This window comes from Pseudomonas sp. URMO17WK12:I12 (assembly GCF_000514395.1).
Classification (GTDB): domain Bacteria; phylum Pseudomonadota; class Gammaproteobacteria; order Pseudomonadales; family Pseudomonadaceae; genus Aquipseudomonas; species Aquipseudomonas mucoides.
The window spans coordinates 35,324-51,129 of the sequence record NZ_AZVV01000007.1; the positions used below are offsets into that span (position 1 = coordinate 35,324).

10 protein-coding genes are annotated in these 15,806 nt (G+C 57.6%); 5 read left to right on the plus strand and 5 right to left on the minus strand.

The genetic code is table 11. The features are described from left to right. Nucleotides 1–101 precede the first annotated feature (101 nt). From D882_RS0109495 to D882_RS0109505, 3 genes are all read left to right on the plus strand, one after another. Nucleotides 102–1,235, plus strand: a complete 1,134-nt coding sequence (locus D882_RS0109495; protein ID WP_027923009.1) for a glycerate kinase — start codon at nt 102–104, stop codon at nt 1,233–1,235. 301 nt (nt 1,236–1,536) lie between these two features. Continuing rightward, entirely contained in the window at nt 1,537–3,162 is a 1,626-nt protein-coding gene (locus D882_RS0109500; protein WP_027923010.1) for a methyl-accepting chemotaxis protein, read from the plus strand. Between the two features lie 43 nt (nt 3,163–3,205). Further along, nucleotides 3,206–4,393, plus strand: a complete 1,188-nt coding sequence (locus D882_RS0109505) for a pyridoxal phosphate-dependent aminotransferase (RefSeq protein ID WP_027923011.1) — start codon at nt 3,206–3,208, stop codon at nt 4,391–4,393. A 112-nt stretch (nt 4,394–4,505) separates the two neighbouring features. Here the strand turns inward: D882_RS0109505 and D882_RS0109510 are convergent, their stop codons facing one another. From D882_RS0109510 to D882_RS0109530, 5 genes are all read right to left on the minus strand, one after another. Then, nucleotides 4,506–5,483, minus strand: a complete 978-nt coding sequence (locus D882_RS0109510) for an NAD(P)-dependent oxidoreductase (protein ID WP_027923012.1) — start codon at nt 5,481–5,483, stop codon at nt 4,506–4,508. A gap of 22 nt (nt 5,484–5,505) precedes the next feature. After that, nucleotides 5,506–6,804 carry an MFS transporter gene (locus tag D882_RS0109515; protein ID WP_027923013.1) on the minus strand — a complete coding sequence of 433 codons (1,299 nt, stop codon included), beginning with the start codon at nt 6,802–6,804 and terminating at the stop codon, nt 5,506–5,508. Nucleotides 6,805–6,894: 90 nt separating this feature from the next. Beyond that, a complete protein-coding gene (locus D882_RS01000000130935; RefSeq protein WP_032833478.1) occupies nt 6,895–7,872 on the minus strand; it encodes a sugar kinase in 978 nt (325 codons plus the stop codon). Further along, complete coding sequence (locus tag D882_RS0109525) at nt 7,865–8,647, minus strand: sugar phosphate isomerase/epimerase (protein ID WP_027923014.1); 783 nt, start codon at nt 8,645–8,647, stop codon at nt 7,865–7,867. The genes D882_RS01000000130935 and D882_RS0109525 overlap by 8 nt, the downstream gene beginning before the upstream one ends. Before the next feature lie 158 nt (nt 8,648–8,805). Next, entirely contained in the window at nt 8,806–9,831 is a 1,026-nt protein-coding gene (locus D882_RS0109530) for a LacI family DNA-binding transcriptional regulator (protein WP_027923015.1), read from the minus strand. A 250-nt stretch (nt 9,832–10,081) separates the two neighbouring features. Here D882_RS0109530 and D882_RS01000000130940 point away from each other — a divergent pair, with 250 nt between their 5' ends. Next, nucleotides 10,082–12,904, plus strand: a complete 2,823-nt coding sequence (locus D882_RS01000000130940) for a hypothetical protein (RefSeq protein WP_177327601.1) — start codon at nt 10,082–10,084, stop codon at nt 12,902–12,904. Nucleotides 12,905–13,144: 240 nt separating this feature from the next. After that, the gene (locus tag D882_RS0109540) at nt 13,145–15,802 is read left to right on the plus strand and encodes an autotransporter outer membrane beta-barrel domain-containing protein (RefSeq protein WP_081743929.1); all 2,658 of its coding nucleotides are present in this window, start codon (nt 13,145–13,147) and stop codon (nt 15,800–15,802) included. The last annotated feature ends 4 nt before the right edge of the window (nt 15,803–15,806 follow it).

Consider the following 15,806-nt stretch of genomic DNA (forward strand, 5'->3'; position numbering starts at 1 on the left):
GTGAAAATGAACAATAAACGCCACACCCACTTGTGCAGCGGACTGGCGTTATTGTCCGGGGCTACTGGCAGCATGGAGCGCATTGGAACTGGAGAATTCGCATGAAAATCGTCATCGCCCCCGATTCGTTCAAGGACAGCCTCAGCGCCCAAGGCGTGGCCGACGCCATTGCATTGGGGCTGGCAGACGTGTGGCCGGACGCGCACTTGGTCAAATGCCCGATGGCCGACGGCGGCGAAGGCACGGTCGAGTCTATTCTGGCCGCGTGCAAGGGCGAATGGCGCCGCACGAAGGTGCGGGGGCCACTCGGTGCAACCGTTGACGCCGCCTGGGGCTGGCTCCCGCACAACCACACCGCGATCATCGAAATGGCCGAGGCCAGTGGCCTGCAACTGGTTCCGCCGGGCAAACGCGACGCGTGCACCAGCAGCACCTTCGGCACCGGCGAGCTCATTCGCGCGGCACTCGATGCCCGTGCGCAACGGGTGATTCTGGCAATTGGTGGTAGCGCCACCAACGATGGCGGTGCCGGGGCGATGCAGGCGCTGGGCGTGAAGTTGCTGGATGCGCAGGGGCAAACCCTGGCACCGGGCGGTTTGGCGTTGGCGCAACTGGATCGCATTGATCTGAGCGGCATGGATTCGCGCCTGAGTGGCGTGCGTTTTGACATTGCTGCCGACGTTAACAATCCACTGTGCGGCCCTCACGGCGCTTCGGCGATTTTCGGCCCGCAGAAAGGCGCATCGCCCGAGCAAGTCCAGAAACTGGATAACGCGCTGGGGCACTTTGCCCAACTGTGTGCGCGTGCGTTGGGTCACGACGTCAAGGACGAACCGGGCAGTGGGGCGGCCGGCGGTCTGGGATTTGCCGCCAAGGCGTTTCTCGGCGCGCAGTTCCAGGCCGGTGTGGACGTGGTTGCCGAGTTGGTTGGGCTGGCTGAAGCCGTGCAAGGTGCCGACCTGGTGATTACCGGCGAAGGGCGTTTCGATGCGCAGACCTTGCGCGGCAAGACGCCGTTCGGCGTGGCGCGCATTGCCCGGCAGCAAGGCGTGCCGGTGATCGTGATCGCGGGCACGTTGGGCGAGGGTTATCAGGCGTTGTACGAGCACGGCATCGATGCGGCGTTTGCCTTGGCCAGTGGTCCGATGACGCTGGAACAGGCGTGCGCCGAAGCGCCACGGTTGCTGAAAGATCGCGCGAGCGACATCGCACGGGTCTGGCGAATCGCTAAGTAGCAGCTGTCGAGCCTGCGAGGCTGCGTTCGAGTGTGCAGCAGTCGCAGGATCTAAAAAACGCGACCGCTTCGCAGTCGAACGCACCCTTCGGCAGCTGCTACAGGGATTTGTGTTTCATGAGTGAAACACTCATCCCCCCCGAAATATATTTGCTCATCCCCCGCAGAAATCCTCATCCCCGGCCGATACAACTTATAGACGCTCACACACCCGATTCGACAGTGGCGCCGAGCTGAAGGAACGCCCCTTCAGTGATCACCGGCAAGGATGCTCGCAGCCTCAATCACCCGAGAATCCACTTATGTCACTGCGTAATCTGAACATCGCGCCTCGCGCCTTCCTCGGTTTTGCTTTCATTGCCTTGCTCGTCATCGTGCTGGGTGTGTTTGCCGTGAACCGCATGTCGATCATCCGTCAATCCTCAATCGATATGAGCAGTACTCAACTGCCCAGCGTCAGCTTCCTGGGCAATGTCACCGAAAATATCCTGCGCATGCGCATTTTGTCGTTCCGGATTCTGGTCAACCGCGAACCGGCCAGCCTGCAAGAAGCCGAAACCCGCATTGCCGTGCTCACCGACAAGGCGCGCAAGGCGCAGGCCAGCTATGCCGCATTGCCGATGGGCCCGGACGAAGCGGCGCTGTATAAAGTGTTCAGCGCGACGCTGGACAATTACATGCAAGCGCAGCGCGAAATGTTGGACCTTTCGCGCCAGAACAAGGTCGAGGAGCTGCGCACCTTGATCAACACGCGGATCAAGGACGGCACCGACCTGATGGGCGAACAGCTGAATAAGCTGGTGGCCTATAACAATGAGGCCGCGAAAACGGCCGGTGTCACCGCCGAAGAAAACTACAACACCGCCGTGTACGGCATCATTCTGGTGTCGGTGCTGGCGTCGCTCATGACTGTGCTGCTGGCCTGGCTGCTGACCCGCAGCATCGTCACCCCGCTGAACCGCGCGGTGCAGGCGGCCGAAACCATCGCCGGCGGCAACCTGACCAAAGTTATCGAGATTGACGGCAAGGACGAACCGGCTCGTTTGCTCGGCGCCTTGGCCGCCATGCAAACCAACCTGCGCCAAACCATCGAACAGATCGCCGGTTCCGCCACGCAACTGGGCGCTGCCGCTGAAGAGCTCAGCACCGTGACCGAGGAAGCCTCGCGTGGCCTGCAACAGCAAAACAACGAAATCGAACAAGCTGCCACCGCCGTCAACGAAATGACCGCCGCCGTGGAAGAGGTCGCGCGCAACGCGGTGTCGACCTCGGAAGCCTCCAGCCAGTCGACCCAAGCCGCCCGCGAAGGCCGTGACCGGGTGGTGGAAACCGTCAACGCAATCCAGACCATGACCCACGACGTGCAAAACACCTCGGTGATGATCGAAGGGCTGGCCGCGCAGGGCCGTGACATCGGCAAAGTGCTGGACGTTATTCGCGCCATCGCCGAACAAACCAACCTGCTGGCACTCAACGCCGCCATCGAAGCTGCCCGTGCCGGTGAAGCCGGACGAGGCTTCGCCGTGGTGGCAGACGAGGTGCGGGCATTGGCCCATCGCACTGCGCAATCGACCCAGGAAATCGAAAAAATGGTCGCCGGCATCCAGAACGGCACCGGCCAAGCGGTTTCGTCGATGCAGCAAAGCAATCAGCGCACCCAAAGCACCCTGGAAATGGCCCGCGCCGCCGGTGTCGCGCTGGAGCAGATCACCCAGTCGATCCACTTGATCAACGAACGCAACCTGGTGATCGCCAGTGCGTCGGAAGAACAGGCGCAAGTGTCCCGCGAAGTCGACCGCAACCTGGTGAACATCCGCGACCTGGCCACTCAGTCCGCGACCGGTGCCAACCAGACCAGCGTCGCCACCCATGAACTGTCGCGCCTGGCGGTGGATTTGAATGCGATGGTGGCGCGTTTCGTGATTTGAGATAGGGTGAAGGCTGGGAGTCCGCGCGCGACAGGAGAATCACATGCGCTATTCAGCCTTGACCCAACGAATCGCCGGCGACGGAGCGGCAGCCTGGCGGATTCATGACCGAGCGCTGGACATGCGCGAGCAGGGCATTGATGTCCTGCTTCTGTCGATCGGCGATCCGGATTTCGACACGCCACCACCGATTGTCCAGGCCGCTATCGACAGCTTGCAGGCCGGCGACACCCACTACCCGGACGTGCGCGGCAGCCGCGGATTGCGCAGCAGCATCGCGCGACGCCATAGGCAACGCAGTGGTCAGGCGGTGGACGCCGATCATGTGATCGTGTTTCCGGGGGCGCAATGCGCGGTGTATTCCGTTGCGCAATGCCTGCTCGATCCTGGTGATGAAGTGATCGTCGCCGAACCGATGTACGTGACCTATGAAGGGGTGTTCGGCGCCTGTGCCGCTAAAGTGGTGCCGGTGGCGGTGCGGCCGGAGAACGGCTTTCGCGTTGACCCGGCGGATGTGGCGGCGCTGATCACGCCCAAGACCCGTGTCCTGTTGCTCAACAGTCCGAACAATCCGTCGGGTGCCAGCCTGTCCTTGAAGACCTGGCAAGCGCTGGCAGCATTGTGCGTGCGCCATGACCTGTGGCTGATCAGCGATGAGGTCTACAGCGACTTGTTGTTCGAGGGCGAACACATCAGCCCGGCGAGTTTGCCGGGCATGGCCGAGCGCACCGCGACCATCAACAGCCTGTCCAAATCCCACGCCATGAGCGGCTGGCGCGTGGGGTGGTCGATCGGGCCGAAACCCATGGCCGAGCACCTGGTGAATCTGTCGTTGTGCATGTTGTTCGGGATTCCGGACTTCATCCAGAACGCCGCGCAATTGGCGCTGGATCAAAACTTGCCGGAAGTGGCGCTGATGCGCGAGGAATATCGTCAGCGTCGGGATCTGGTGTGCGCACGGTTGAGCGGATGCCCCGGCATCCAGCCGATCCGTCCGGATGGCGGCATGTTTGTGATGGTTGACGTACGCCAGACCGGGCTCGGCGCCCAGGGCTTTGCCGAACGGTTGCTTGAGGGTTATGGGGTGTCGGTGCTGGCCGGGGAGGCGTTCGGGCCGAGTGCGGCGGGGCATATCCGGATTGGGTTGGTGGTGGATCAGGTGAAGCTGGCGGATGCGTGTCGGCGGATTGCGTTGTGTGCGGCGGACCTGCTGGAGGCGCGTAGAGCCTGAAGTTATTGGCCTCATCGCGAGCAAGCTCGCTCCCACAGGGGTTTGTGAACGCCACAGATCCAATGTGGGAGCGAGCTTGCTCGCGATGGCCGCCTGAAGAACAGCAAATGTCTTAAGCCTGCCACGCCCCGGCATTCACCAGGTTTTTCGGCCGTTCTCCAGCCAACGCCATCAGCAGATTATCCACCGCACACCGCGCCATCGCCTCCCGCGTTTCATGCGTCGCCGAGCCCATGTGAGGCGTCGCCACTACGTTATTCAACGTCATCAACGGTGAATCCAACTGCAGCGGTTCACGCTCAAAAACATCCAGCCCTGCCGCCCGAATCTGTCCTGTACGCAGCGCCTCGATCAGCGCTGCTTCGTCCACCACCTTGCCCCGGGAAATATTGATGAAAATACTTTCCGGGCGCATCAAGGCGAACTCCTCGGCGCCGATCAGCCCTTCGGTTTCAGCCGTCAGCGGCAAGGTCAGGCAAATGAAATCAGCTTGCTGCAAAAGCTCCGTCAGGCTGCGGTACTGTGCATTGAAACGCGCTTCCACCGCCGGTTTCGGCGAATGACTGTGATAAATCACCGGCATGCCAAATCCGAAATGCCCGCGCTGAGCCAAGGCTTCACCAATACGCCCCATGCCGATGATGCCCAGCGTCTTGCCATGCACATCCGTGCCGAAATGCACCGGGCCAATGTTGCGTTGCCATTGGCCGTTGCGAACCATGTTGGCCAATTCCACCACGCGCCGGGCGGTCGCCAGAATCAGCGCGAAACCGGTGTCTGCCGTGGTTTCAGTCAGTACATCCGGCGTGTTGCTCAGCAAGATGCGGCGTTCGGTCAGGTAGTCGATATCGTAATTGTCGACACCGACCGAGACGCTGGCGATGGCTTTCAGATTCGGCGCCAGGTCCAATAACTGCGCGTCCAGTTTCAGGCTCGCGCCGAGCAAACCCTGGGCGCGGGGCAGGGCGTCGCGCAGTTGTGCAATGCCTTCTGGGTTGAGGTTATCGATCAGCGTCACGTCGGTGTGCTCATGCAGGCGAGCCATCAACAGCGGCGAGAGTTTCTTGTACAGCACGACCTGCTTTTTCATCGTCATCATCTCAACTTCATGTTCAAGGGTGAGCCGTCACTGGCCGTTGCGTATCGGCCTTGGCCACGACCCGGTCACTGGCGCCGGGCTTGAGGAACATCGTCAGCACCACCGAGAGCATCAACGCGCCGCTCATCAGCAAGTAAGAAGCGCCGGGCGAGCCGGTGGAGCTGTTCAGGTAACCGACCAGATAGGAGCCGCCAAACGAACCGAGCGCGCCCATGCTGTTGATCAATGCCATGGCACCGCCCGCCACGTTGGCCGGAAGGATTTCGGGGACGATGGCGAAAAATGGCCCGTACGGCGCGTACATGCAGGCGCCGGCAATCACCAGCAGGGTGTAGGACCACCAGAAATGTTCGGCGCCCAAGGCGTAGGAACCGTAGAACGCAATGGAGGCAATCAGCAGCGGCGGCCAGACGAAGCGTTTACGCTTCTGCAGTTTGTCCGAGCCCCACGACACCAGCAGCATGCCGATCACTGCGGCCAGATACGGGAGCGCCGAGAGCCAGCCGGCTTCGATCATGTCCATCTGCGCACCGGCCTTGAGGATCGATGGCAGCCACAGCACGAAGCCGTAAACGCCAATGCTCCAGCAGAAAAACTGCAACGCCAGGATGATCACCTTCGGCGAGCGAAAGGCTTCGGCGTAGTTCTTCACCGCTTTGATGCCGACCTGTTCGGCGGCGAGGGCGCTTTCCAGGTCCTGCTTCTCTTGATCGCTGAGCCACTTGGCCTGCGCCGGACGATCGTCCGCCAGGCGCCACCAGATAAATGCCCACAGCACTGCCGGCAAACCTTCGATGATGAACATCCAGCGCCAGCTGAAATGCTGTACCAGATAGCCCGACACCACCGACATCCAGAGCATGGTGACCGGGTTGCCGAGGATCAGGAACGTGTTGGCCCGTGAGCGTTCGGCACGGGTGAACCAGTGGCACAGATAGACCAGCATCGCCGGCATGACCGCGGCTTCAACCACGCCTAGCATGAAGCGAATGACGACCAGCCAGTAGGCGTTGGAGACGATCCCGGTCAGCGTCGCGAGCCCGCCCCAGAGGATCAGGCTGACGAAAATCAGCTTTTTGACGCTGTGTTTCTGGGCATAGATCGCGCCGGGCACCTGGAAGAAAAAGTATCCAAGGAAGAACAGCGCGCCGAGCATCGACGACAGGCCCGGCGTGATCATCAGGTCGGCGGCCATGCCCGAGGCAGCGGCGAAGCCATAGTTGGCGCGGTCCAGATACGCCAGGCTATAGGTGATGAACACGATGGGCATGATGTACCACCAGCGGCGGGTGGCGAGTGAGGCGGTTTTCATGGGCAGTGCTCCTGAGCTTGTTGTTTTTGTCGCAGCAGGTAGTTACATCTTCAGCGTTTGTGCGGGTGTCATCGCGAGCAAGCTCGGTTCCTACAACGCCTGTAGGCGCACAGCTTGCTGGCGATTGACGCCCTCAAATTCAGTAGATAATTCCAGCCGGGTCGGCAACCCTTCCATATCCCCCCGACTCTGCACCGCACGACTGCCAATCCAGTTGGCACGCCGCACCGCATCGGCAACGCTTTGGTTTTCCAGCAACGCGCTGATCATCCCGACCGCAAAGCCATCGCCAGCGCCGACCGTATCCACCACGGTTTGCACCGGTATGCCCGCGATAAACCCCTGATCCAGTGAGGTGCGGTAATACGCCCCATGCGGGCCGAGTTTGATCGCCACCGCTTCAACACCCAGATCCAGATAAAACGCCGCAATGTCCGCCGGGTCTTCAAACCCGGTCAGCAAACGGCCTTCGCTCAACCCCGGCAGCACCCAATGGGCGAGGCCCGCGAGGCGGTTGATTTCGGTAATCATCTGTTGCTCGCTGGCCCACAGGCTCGGGCGCAGGTTCGGGTCGAACGACACGCTGCGTCCGGCATTGCGCATGCGGGTCATCAGTTCGAAGGACATTTCCCGGGCAGATGCAGACAGCGCCGGTGGAATACCGGTGGCGTGCAAGTGCCGGGCGTCGAGCAGTGACGAGGAGATCGATTGCACCGACAAGTGACTGGCGGCCGAACCACGCCGGAAATACTCGACGGCCGGATCGCTGCCATCGTCGGTACGGGACTTGAGTTGGAAACCGGTCGGATGCGCTGGGTCGATGGCGACGTTGCTGCAATCCAGACCTTCTTTGCGCAGCGTATCGACGACAAATCGGCCCAATGAATCGGCGCCCACTCGACTCAGCCACGCCACGTTGAAGCCGAGCCGTGACAGGCCAATCGCGACGTTGCTGTCCGCTCCGGCAATACGTTTGTGGAACTGGCCGACGTCGGCCAGATCACCGCTTTGCTCGGCGACAAACATCGCCATGGTTTCGCCGAACGACAGGATATCGAACTCAGACATGAGCGTTCTCCAACCGGGATTGGCCAAGGCGGGCGAGGGCAGCGACGTGTTCGGTGGTCAGTTGCACCAGGTCATCGCCTTGCAGCGGGTATTCCGCCGCCCGCATAACACCTTGGGCCATGTGTCGCAGCAGGTGTTCCCACTCGTGCACATCATTGGCGGTTGGCGGGATCGCAACCAGTTTTCCGTCGGCCCGGCGGGTCACGGCTTTGCAGTGCACGTAACCGACATGCCGACCGAGCAACCGTGCGGCGCTGGCGGCGGATTGGTCCTGCCAGTGCCAGTTGCCGATGTCGAAGGTCATTTTGATCGGCAGGTTGTGGTGTTCGACTTGAGTAAAAAAGCGTTGAAAGGGTTCGATGCGACCGCCGTGCAAGGTCTGGTCGTTTTCCACCAGCACCTGTACCGGGCTCTGGGCGAGGACGCGGCTGAGTGCCTGAAGATCATTGTTGTCGGTGAAGTAACCCAGGGAAACTTTCAGCCATTTGGCGCCGAACGCTTGGGCACGCTGCAGGGTCGCGGTCAGCTCAGGATTGGGTTTTGACTGACCGGCCAGCCACAGCTCCATGGGCGATGAGTAGATGCTTTCCAGACCCTGGGCGTGGCTGTTGTCGGCCAGTTGCAGCGGGTTTTCATCGGTCAGCAGCTCTTCGCGCCATTCAATGCGCGTAGCGCCGGCGGCGGCCAGCACATCGATAAAACTGCCTTGGCCACGTTGGCGCACAAGGTCTGCGCCGTAGCTGGACAGGCTGATGGAAACGGGGGGTGTGTTCATTGTTTTTATACCTCTGAAACCGGTTTCATTTTTGTTCAAAAAAAATGCATGGCTGAATAGGGCGGTGTTTTTCGGGGCCTCTTCGCGAGCAGGCTCGCTCCCACATTGGAATGCGTTCAACTGTGGGAGCGAGCCTGCTCGCGAAGGGGCCATAACGTTCACCAAAGATTCCCAAGGGTTGATCCCCGAACAACCAGCTGCGCAGAAAAATCCAGTGTCCGCGCCGCTCCGGCATCCCCACGCAACCGTTTGAGCAGACACTCAAACGCGCTCGCGCCAATCTCGGCCGTCGGCTGGGCGAGGGCGGTAATCCCGCTGCCCACCAACGGATACCAATCCAGGTCATCCAGCGCGATCAACCCTACATCCGCAAACAAATTGCACTGCAACTCACGCAACGAATGCGTACTGGCCAACGCGGCAATGCCATTGGCGCAAAACAGCGCTTTCGGGCCGGAGCCGGGAGTGTTCAAGAAGGTCTTAACGTGGGCGGTCAACTCGCTACCGGTTTCGACCACTGCACCATTCAGCGCCGGACGTTGCTCAATCTGCATCTTGAAACTGCTGACCCGCTCGATCCGGGAACTGGTGCCGTCAAACGGCTCGGTCACCATCAACACATCGCGATAACCGCGTTCCTGCAAGTGGGCGAGGGCCATCTCCACGGCCGCCGGGTTATCCAGCCCGACCAGGTCACTCTCAAGCTGCTCAACCTTGCGATCCACCAGCACCATCGGCATCTCCCGATGCAACTCGCGCAGTTCGTCGCGGTGATGGCCCAGGGTGTTCACGATCAAGCCTTCGATGTTGTAGGAGCGCAGCAACGCCAGGTGCTGACGTTCCTGCTCGTCATCGCGATCGGTGTTGCACACCACCAGGCTGTAGCCGTGCTGACGGCAGGCGGTTTCCACCCCGTGCATCACGGCAATTGAATAAGGGTTGCGGATATCGGCCACCAGCATGCCAATCAGGCGAGTGCGTCCGCGTTTCAGACCACGGGCCATCTGGTTGGGGCGGTAGCCGAGTTGGGCAATTGCCTGCTCGATGCGCAAGGCCGTGGCATCGGAGAGCAGGGCGCGGTCGTCGCCAATGAAACGCGAGACGCTGGCCTTGGACACGCCAGCGTGTTCGGCAACGTCGAGCATGGTGACGCGGTTACGCTGGGCGGCGGAGAAATCGTTCATGGCGGTAGCTTTTTGTTGTTGGATTGGCTTTTTTATCGCAGTGAAACCGGTTTCAGGGAACACTAATCCCTGCCTCTTCGTCAAGTCGAGTTCATCGCCGACGGACCTGTACCACGGCTAGTTTCCAGACGAATGGTCGATTTACCTGTCAGTTATGACAGTAGGCAAGTGCGATGGCTTAGCGCTTAATTCTTCCATGAGCGACTGAGAAGTTACGCGCAGTGCTTCTACCATCAAACAGGTAAATGCGATGACGGCAAAGAAGTCTTCGGAGTCAGACGCAGGAATATTGGCGGCGCCACTTTCAGTCGAGGGTATCGACGATAGCGATATCGAGGGATATGTCCCCCTCGATATTCTGCGTAATGGTACTCGTATTGCTATTCCTTATTGGGTCAACCCTCTGAATAACGATGAACTTTGGGTCATGACACGTCGAGGCGGAGTTGAGCAAAGGCTTTACACTGAATTTTTCAGCCCGCCACAACCTGCCTTTTTATATTTCGCACTGACACCGCAGCATTTGGCAATCGATGGCATCGAATTTTTATCTTATAAAGTCTGGAAAGGTTCAGGCGGTATCCCCGACCCTTCGCCAGAAAGAAAGTTGACGATTGATCACACTGTACCTCTCGTTCTGGCGGAACTGACATTTCCCCATGCCACGGTTTGGGGATATCTGAATAACAATACGGCTCCACCACTGACATCCGGCGCAACCGTTGCGATACCTGCCTCAACGGGCATTGCAGTACCTGACGATATTGCCAAAGTGCACTGGCAAGGTTACTTAAGTTTGAATGGAAGTGGTCCGCCTGTATCCAATACATATGGCGCTTTTGATAAAAAATTGCAACAGCAGGACATTGATAAAGGATATGAGCAAGGCATTCCATTTGATCCTCATATAAAACCTCTTATTGATAACGACTCGGCCCTCGTCTATTGGCAGTTGCTTAGAGCTGGGCGGCTGATCGGTGAGTCACGAAAAGGTTTGGTGAGAATAGACAGAGTAACACCCGGCGAAAGTGGCCCTACTGGCCTTAATGCACAAGGAGAAGCAAAGATGACACTGCAATCTGTACCTAAAAAGCAAAGAGCTGAATCCGTTGGTGTTAGTGATGCTGGACCTTTCTCGGCTATTACAATAGACACGCTGGCTGAGGGCTTTATCGCGAAAAGTGTTCTGGATAGCGGGGAAATTACCTTAAATTTTATTCGCACCCTTAGTGAGCTCGACGGAGATGATTTTGATCTTTACTTAGGAGTAGAAGGTGGGACTTTAGTCGCCCACGATCAAACATTTTCCCTAGGGCCAATTGCTGACAGGCCTGAACGTATCATTCCATTTAAAATACCCGCTAGCTTGTTTCCGGAGCAACCTACGCCGGCAACACCTACTACCTATGAGGTGATGATTAAACTTTATAAGGGAGGTGGTGGTAACGAGGAACCTTCCAATACCCTGAAATTTGTAATCGACCAGACTGCGCCATTCAATACGAAAAACCCAAGACGAGAAGTAAGGCCAACGCCAGCTCCTGTCTTTGTCAATAAACCTACGGATTCGCAAGTCACTATCAATGAGGCCTGGAGGGCACTGCCCGCGAACGCCAACTTGAACATTACAATGAACGTTGGTTATCCCCTTCGGCGACTGGACGATCATCTGCGCATCTGGCTCGTGTCCGGCACTCAGAGGGTTTTGGTCTGGGACGATCAAGTCCCTGCAAGTGGTGCTATCTCATTTCCAAATACGATGTTGAGTCAACTCCCGAACGGGCGTGTCAATATCGTGTATGACTGGAAAGACCTTCCCGGCAACCAAAGTCTGGAGTCAGTGTCGACCGCCTTTCTGACATTGGCTCTTGCGCAAAGACCGTTGCTGACAAAAGCACCTTTGGTGCCAAAAACCGATCCAAACTACAACACTCCGCTTTTTCTGGACGATATTGCCAGTGGGATTTTTGCGATTGTCGAAAACGCGTTTATCCAACATGCGGAAACGGGCGACGAAATCTTTTTGATTTTAGAGGATGCGGCTGACGCGACCAACTTTGTAGAAACGGCTCCACAACCATGGGCTGGTGCGAATCTGAGTTTCGCGCTTACTTATGCAGACCTTGCAAAACTATTTGCTGATGCCGACGAGCCAAAAGCTGTCACGATCATGTCTGTAATCACCCGGACCGGGATGACCCCCAACGTTGAGTCGCCAGAAGCAACCTTTATGTTGGCGTTTGACTACGCGGGTCCAACGAATCCAGATCTTCCGGATTTGACAAACCGGGCTATGCAACTACCCGTTGTCACTGGTGCCTCTGGTACGCCGAATAGTTTGCTGCCTGGCGATCGCGACAAGGCTGGTAAATTCACAGTCGTATTTGCGCTCAGTGATCCAGATATCACCCCGGAACAGACGGCCACGTGCTATATCAATGATCTGAAGATTGCCGAATATGTTTCATTTACAGACGAAAATGGGTTTGTAGTTGACGTTCCGGCAAACATCATTTCCGGACTTCCTACTCCAGAAGTATCGGCTTACTGGACGATTCAGAAGTCAGGTTCTGACAAGAACGTCATGAAATCCCTGCCGCAACCGGTGACAGTCAGTGGCGTTCCAATTCCTTTGCCTTCGCCTACGATCGCTATCCGCAACCCTGCAAATCGTGATTTCATCGAGTGCTTCGGGATGACCAGCCCTACAAGCGCATACAAACTGGGTTTGCTTATTGCAAAGAGTCCGCTCCTGCCACCAGGTAAAACCATTACAGCCCATTTCGCGGCCTATCGCGATCTGGCGGGTACTCAGTTGATTCCAGGTACGGAGGCTTCGCAAGATTATGTCATTAAGGCCGCCGATGTGCCTGATGTGGCACCGGTGGGCAGCCCCGCAGTTTTCAAAGCAGCACAACCGGTACGCGGAGCGATTGCCTTCGGGAAATATTGGTATACAACCGAGATTAATGGGCAGCAAACATCTGTACCCGTTTTCAAACCGCTGGATACCATCAGCAATAGTTTCAATTATTGCGACCAAACGGCGGCGCCGGCCGCTCCAGCCCCTTAATTAATCAAATGGTTTTTTAACATCGCAAGGGAGGTTTGAATTTCTTCCTTGCGATGCTTTTCCATTGAGCGGAGGCAGGATCTGATGAAGGGCACGCCATTGGAGGATCATTTTCCAATGAACAAGGATTTTTCCTACATCAGAATTTAATTTTTATCTTTAGGCTGCCTGGCGCTTCTGGTGGGACTTTTATTCTGCCAGAAAAATCTTGTGTGATTGTGCAGGTTTGAGGAGTCCTTCATGTATTTTTTTTCGTGTTTTAAATATCCGGTTTTTTTTAAAAGAACATTGATTACGACCGCAGTTGCGACTGTTCTCGTTTCCACTCCCGACGCCTACAGCAGAACACTGTTGCCAGGCGAAAGCGCAGTAGTGACTAATCCACCCGCGCCGGAAAGTTGGGGGGTATCTCAAGGGGGAACATTGACGATCAATAACGCAACTACCTTGTCTATTGATTCACAAAAAGCCACCGTCGTTTTTAACGGTGGCCAAAGCCAGCGCATCAGTGCGGATACTTCGGTGCTGAACATCTCTGGAGCCAACGTCAATAGTACGACCGGCAGGGGAGCGGTTCAGCTGATCGACAGTACTGCCACAATTGACAACACGAACATCACCAGCGGGAATAGTTTTGGTGTGCTGTTGGGGCGCAATATCAACACGCCGGTATCTTCTAGTGCCACGGTCAAGGGGGGCAGTACGATCACCGGCGCTTTGGGAGGTGCAAACGCGGTGGGTTTCGCGGTATTGACTGTTGAAAACTCGACCCTTCGCGGCACCGGAGCAACCAGTTACGGCGTGCAGTTGGGCGGCGCAACGCTATCGGCGACTGGGAGCGTTATTTCCGGTGAGCAAGATGGCCTGCAAATCATTACCGACACGACCGGCGTCAACGCGAGCGATGTGACGCTCAATGGTAGCCGCGTGACAGGAGGAACAGGTTCAGCAATCGTGCTGGGCTCGTCCGGTGCTGCGGGATCGGTCGCAACCATCAATGTTCTCAACGGCACGGAACTGATCGGCGGCAATGGCACGGCGCTCCTGGCGACCAATCGCTCCACGGCCAACCTCACCGTCGACGCCAGTGCATTAAGCGGTAATGTCATTGCCGATACCGGCAGCACCGTCGCACTGTTGATGCAAAACGCAGCCTCTATTGATGGCAATCTGCAGAACGTTACGCGGGTCAGCCTCGATTCCCGCAGCACGTTGAACGGTAATGTGCAGGCGGTTGCCGGAACGGCTGCCACGGTCGGCCTGAACAATGGCTCCGTCATCAACGGCAACGTCGACAATGTCGTCAGCCTTGCGCTGAACAACGGCAGCAGCATGACCGGTGACGTGCTCACCGATACCAATGGCAACGTACTGCTGGATAACCTTTCTACGCTCAAGGGCAATGTCGACAATGTTTCCAGCCTGACGCTGAACAATGGCAGCAACATGACGGGTAATGTCGTAACCGGCACCAATGGCAACGTGCTTCTGGACAACGGTTCGGTGTTGACCGGTCAGATCAACAATTCCCGTAATGTGAATATCAATAACGCCGCGCAGTGGGTGATGACTGGCGACAGCGCCTTGGAAAATCTTGCCTTGAATGATGGTGTCGTTCGCATGGGGACCAACGAGCAGTTCCAGCAACTGAACGTGGTTAATCTTTCGGGTAAGGGCATGATCGTGATGGGCACCGACCTCGGCAACGGCGCCACCGATTTCCTTGACGCCCAAAACGCAAACGGGGATTTTAAACTGCAAATCGCTGCGACCGGCACTACGCCGGTCACGGCCGAGCCGGTGAAGGTGGGTAACATCGCGGCCGGCAACGCGCACTTTTCGCTGGCCAATCGCTCCACCGTCGATGCAGGCACTTTTGTGTATCGGTTGGAGAAGGAAGGTGAGGGTTTGTACCTCAATCCCGACAAGGAAACGGTCAGTACTTCAAGCAATACCGCGTTGGCTCTGGCCGGCAGTGCGCGCAGCGTGTTGAACGCCGAAGCGGCCATGCTCAACGACCAGGTGGGCGATCGTAGTCTCAGCATCCGCCCCGACGCCTCAATGCGTGCGATGGATGACGGCGCGGTGAACCTGAGCAACAGCGTTTGGGTCCGCACTTATGGCAACCAGTACAATGTCGACAACGCCTATGGCGATGGATACACCCAGAACCAGACCGGTATCACCGGTGGTGCCGATACGGTCGTCGAATTGGGCGGACGCTCTTGGGTGCTGGGCGGGTTCGTCGGAGCGAGCCGTACCAACATCGACCTGAAGTACGGTTCCAGTGCCATTGTCGACAGCCTGAATGCCGGGGTTTACGGCAGTACCTTCGATGTTGAAAGTGGTGTGTTCGTCAATGTCATGGCCAAAATCAACCAGTTCGATAACAAAGCCAAAGTGACCATGAGTGATGGCTCCCGGGCCAAGGGCGACTACAAGGCCTTGGGCGCAAGCGGTTCGGTGGCCGTGGGCAAACATATCCACCTAAAAAATGGCTACTTCATCGAGCCTCAATTCCAGGTCTCGACAGGCGTCACTCAAAGCGATAACTACAAGCTCGACAATGGCCTCGAAGTCAGCGCCGATACCATGCGTTCGTTGCAGGGCAAAGTGGGTATTCGTGGCGGCCGCGTCATTGCGCTCGATAACGGCAGCACGTTGGAGCCGAGTCTGTCCACGGCGCTCAACCATGAGTTTGTGAAAACCAACGAAATCAAGATCAACGACGACAGCTTTGATGATGACCGGGCCAGTAGCTCTTTCGAGTATGGTGCCGGGCTCAAGTGGACGCCGGCGCAACGCAACTGGCAGGTGTCCGGTCAGGTGGGCGGCAGTCAAGGGACGACGGTCAATCAGGACTGGAGCAGTAGCTTGAGAGTGAGCTATTTCTTCTGATGAT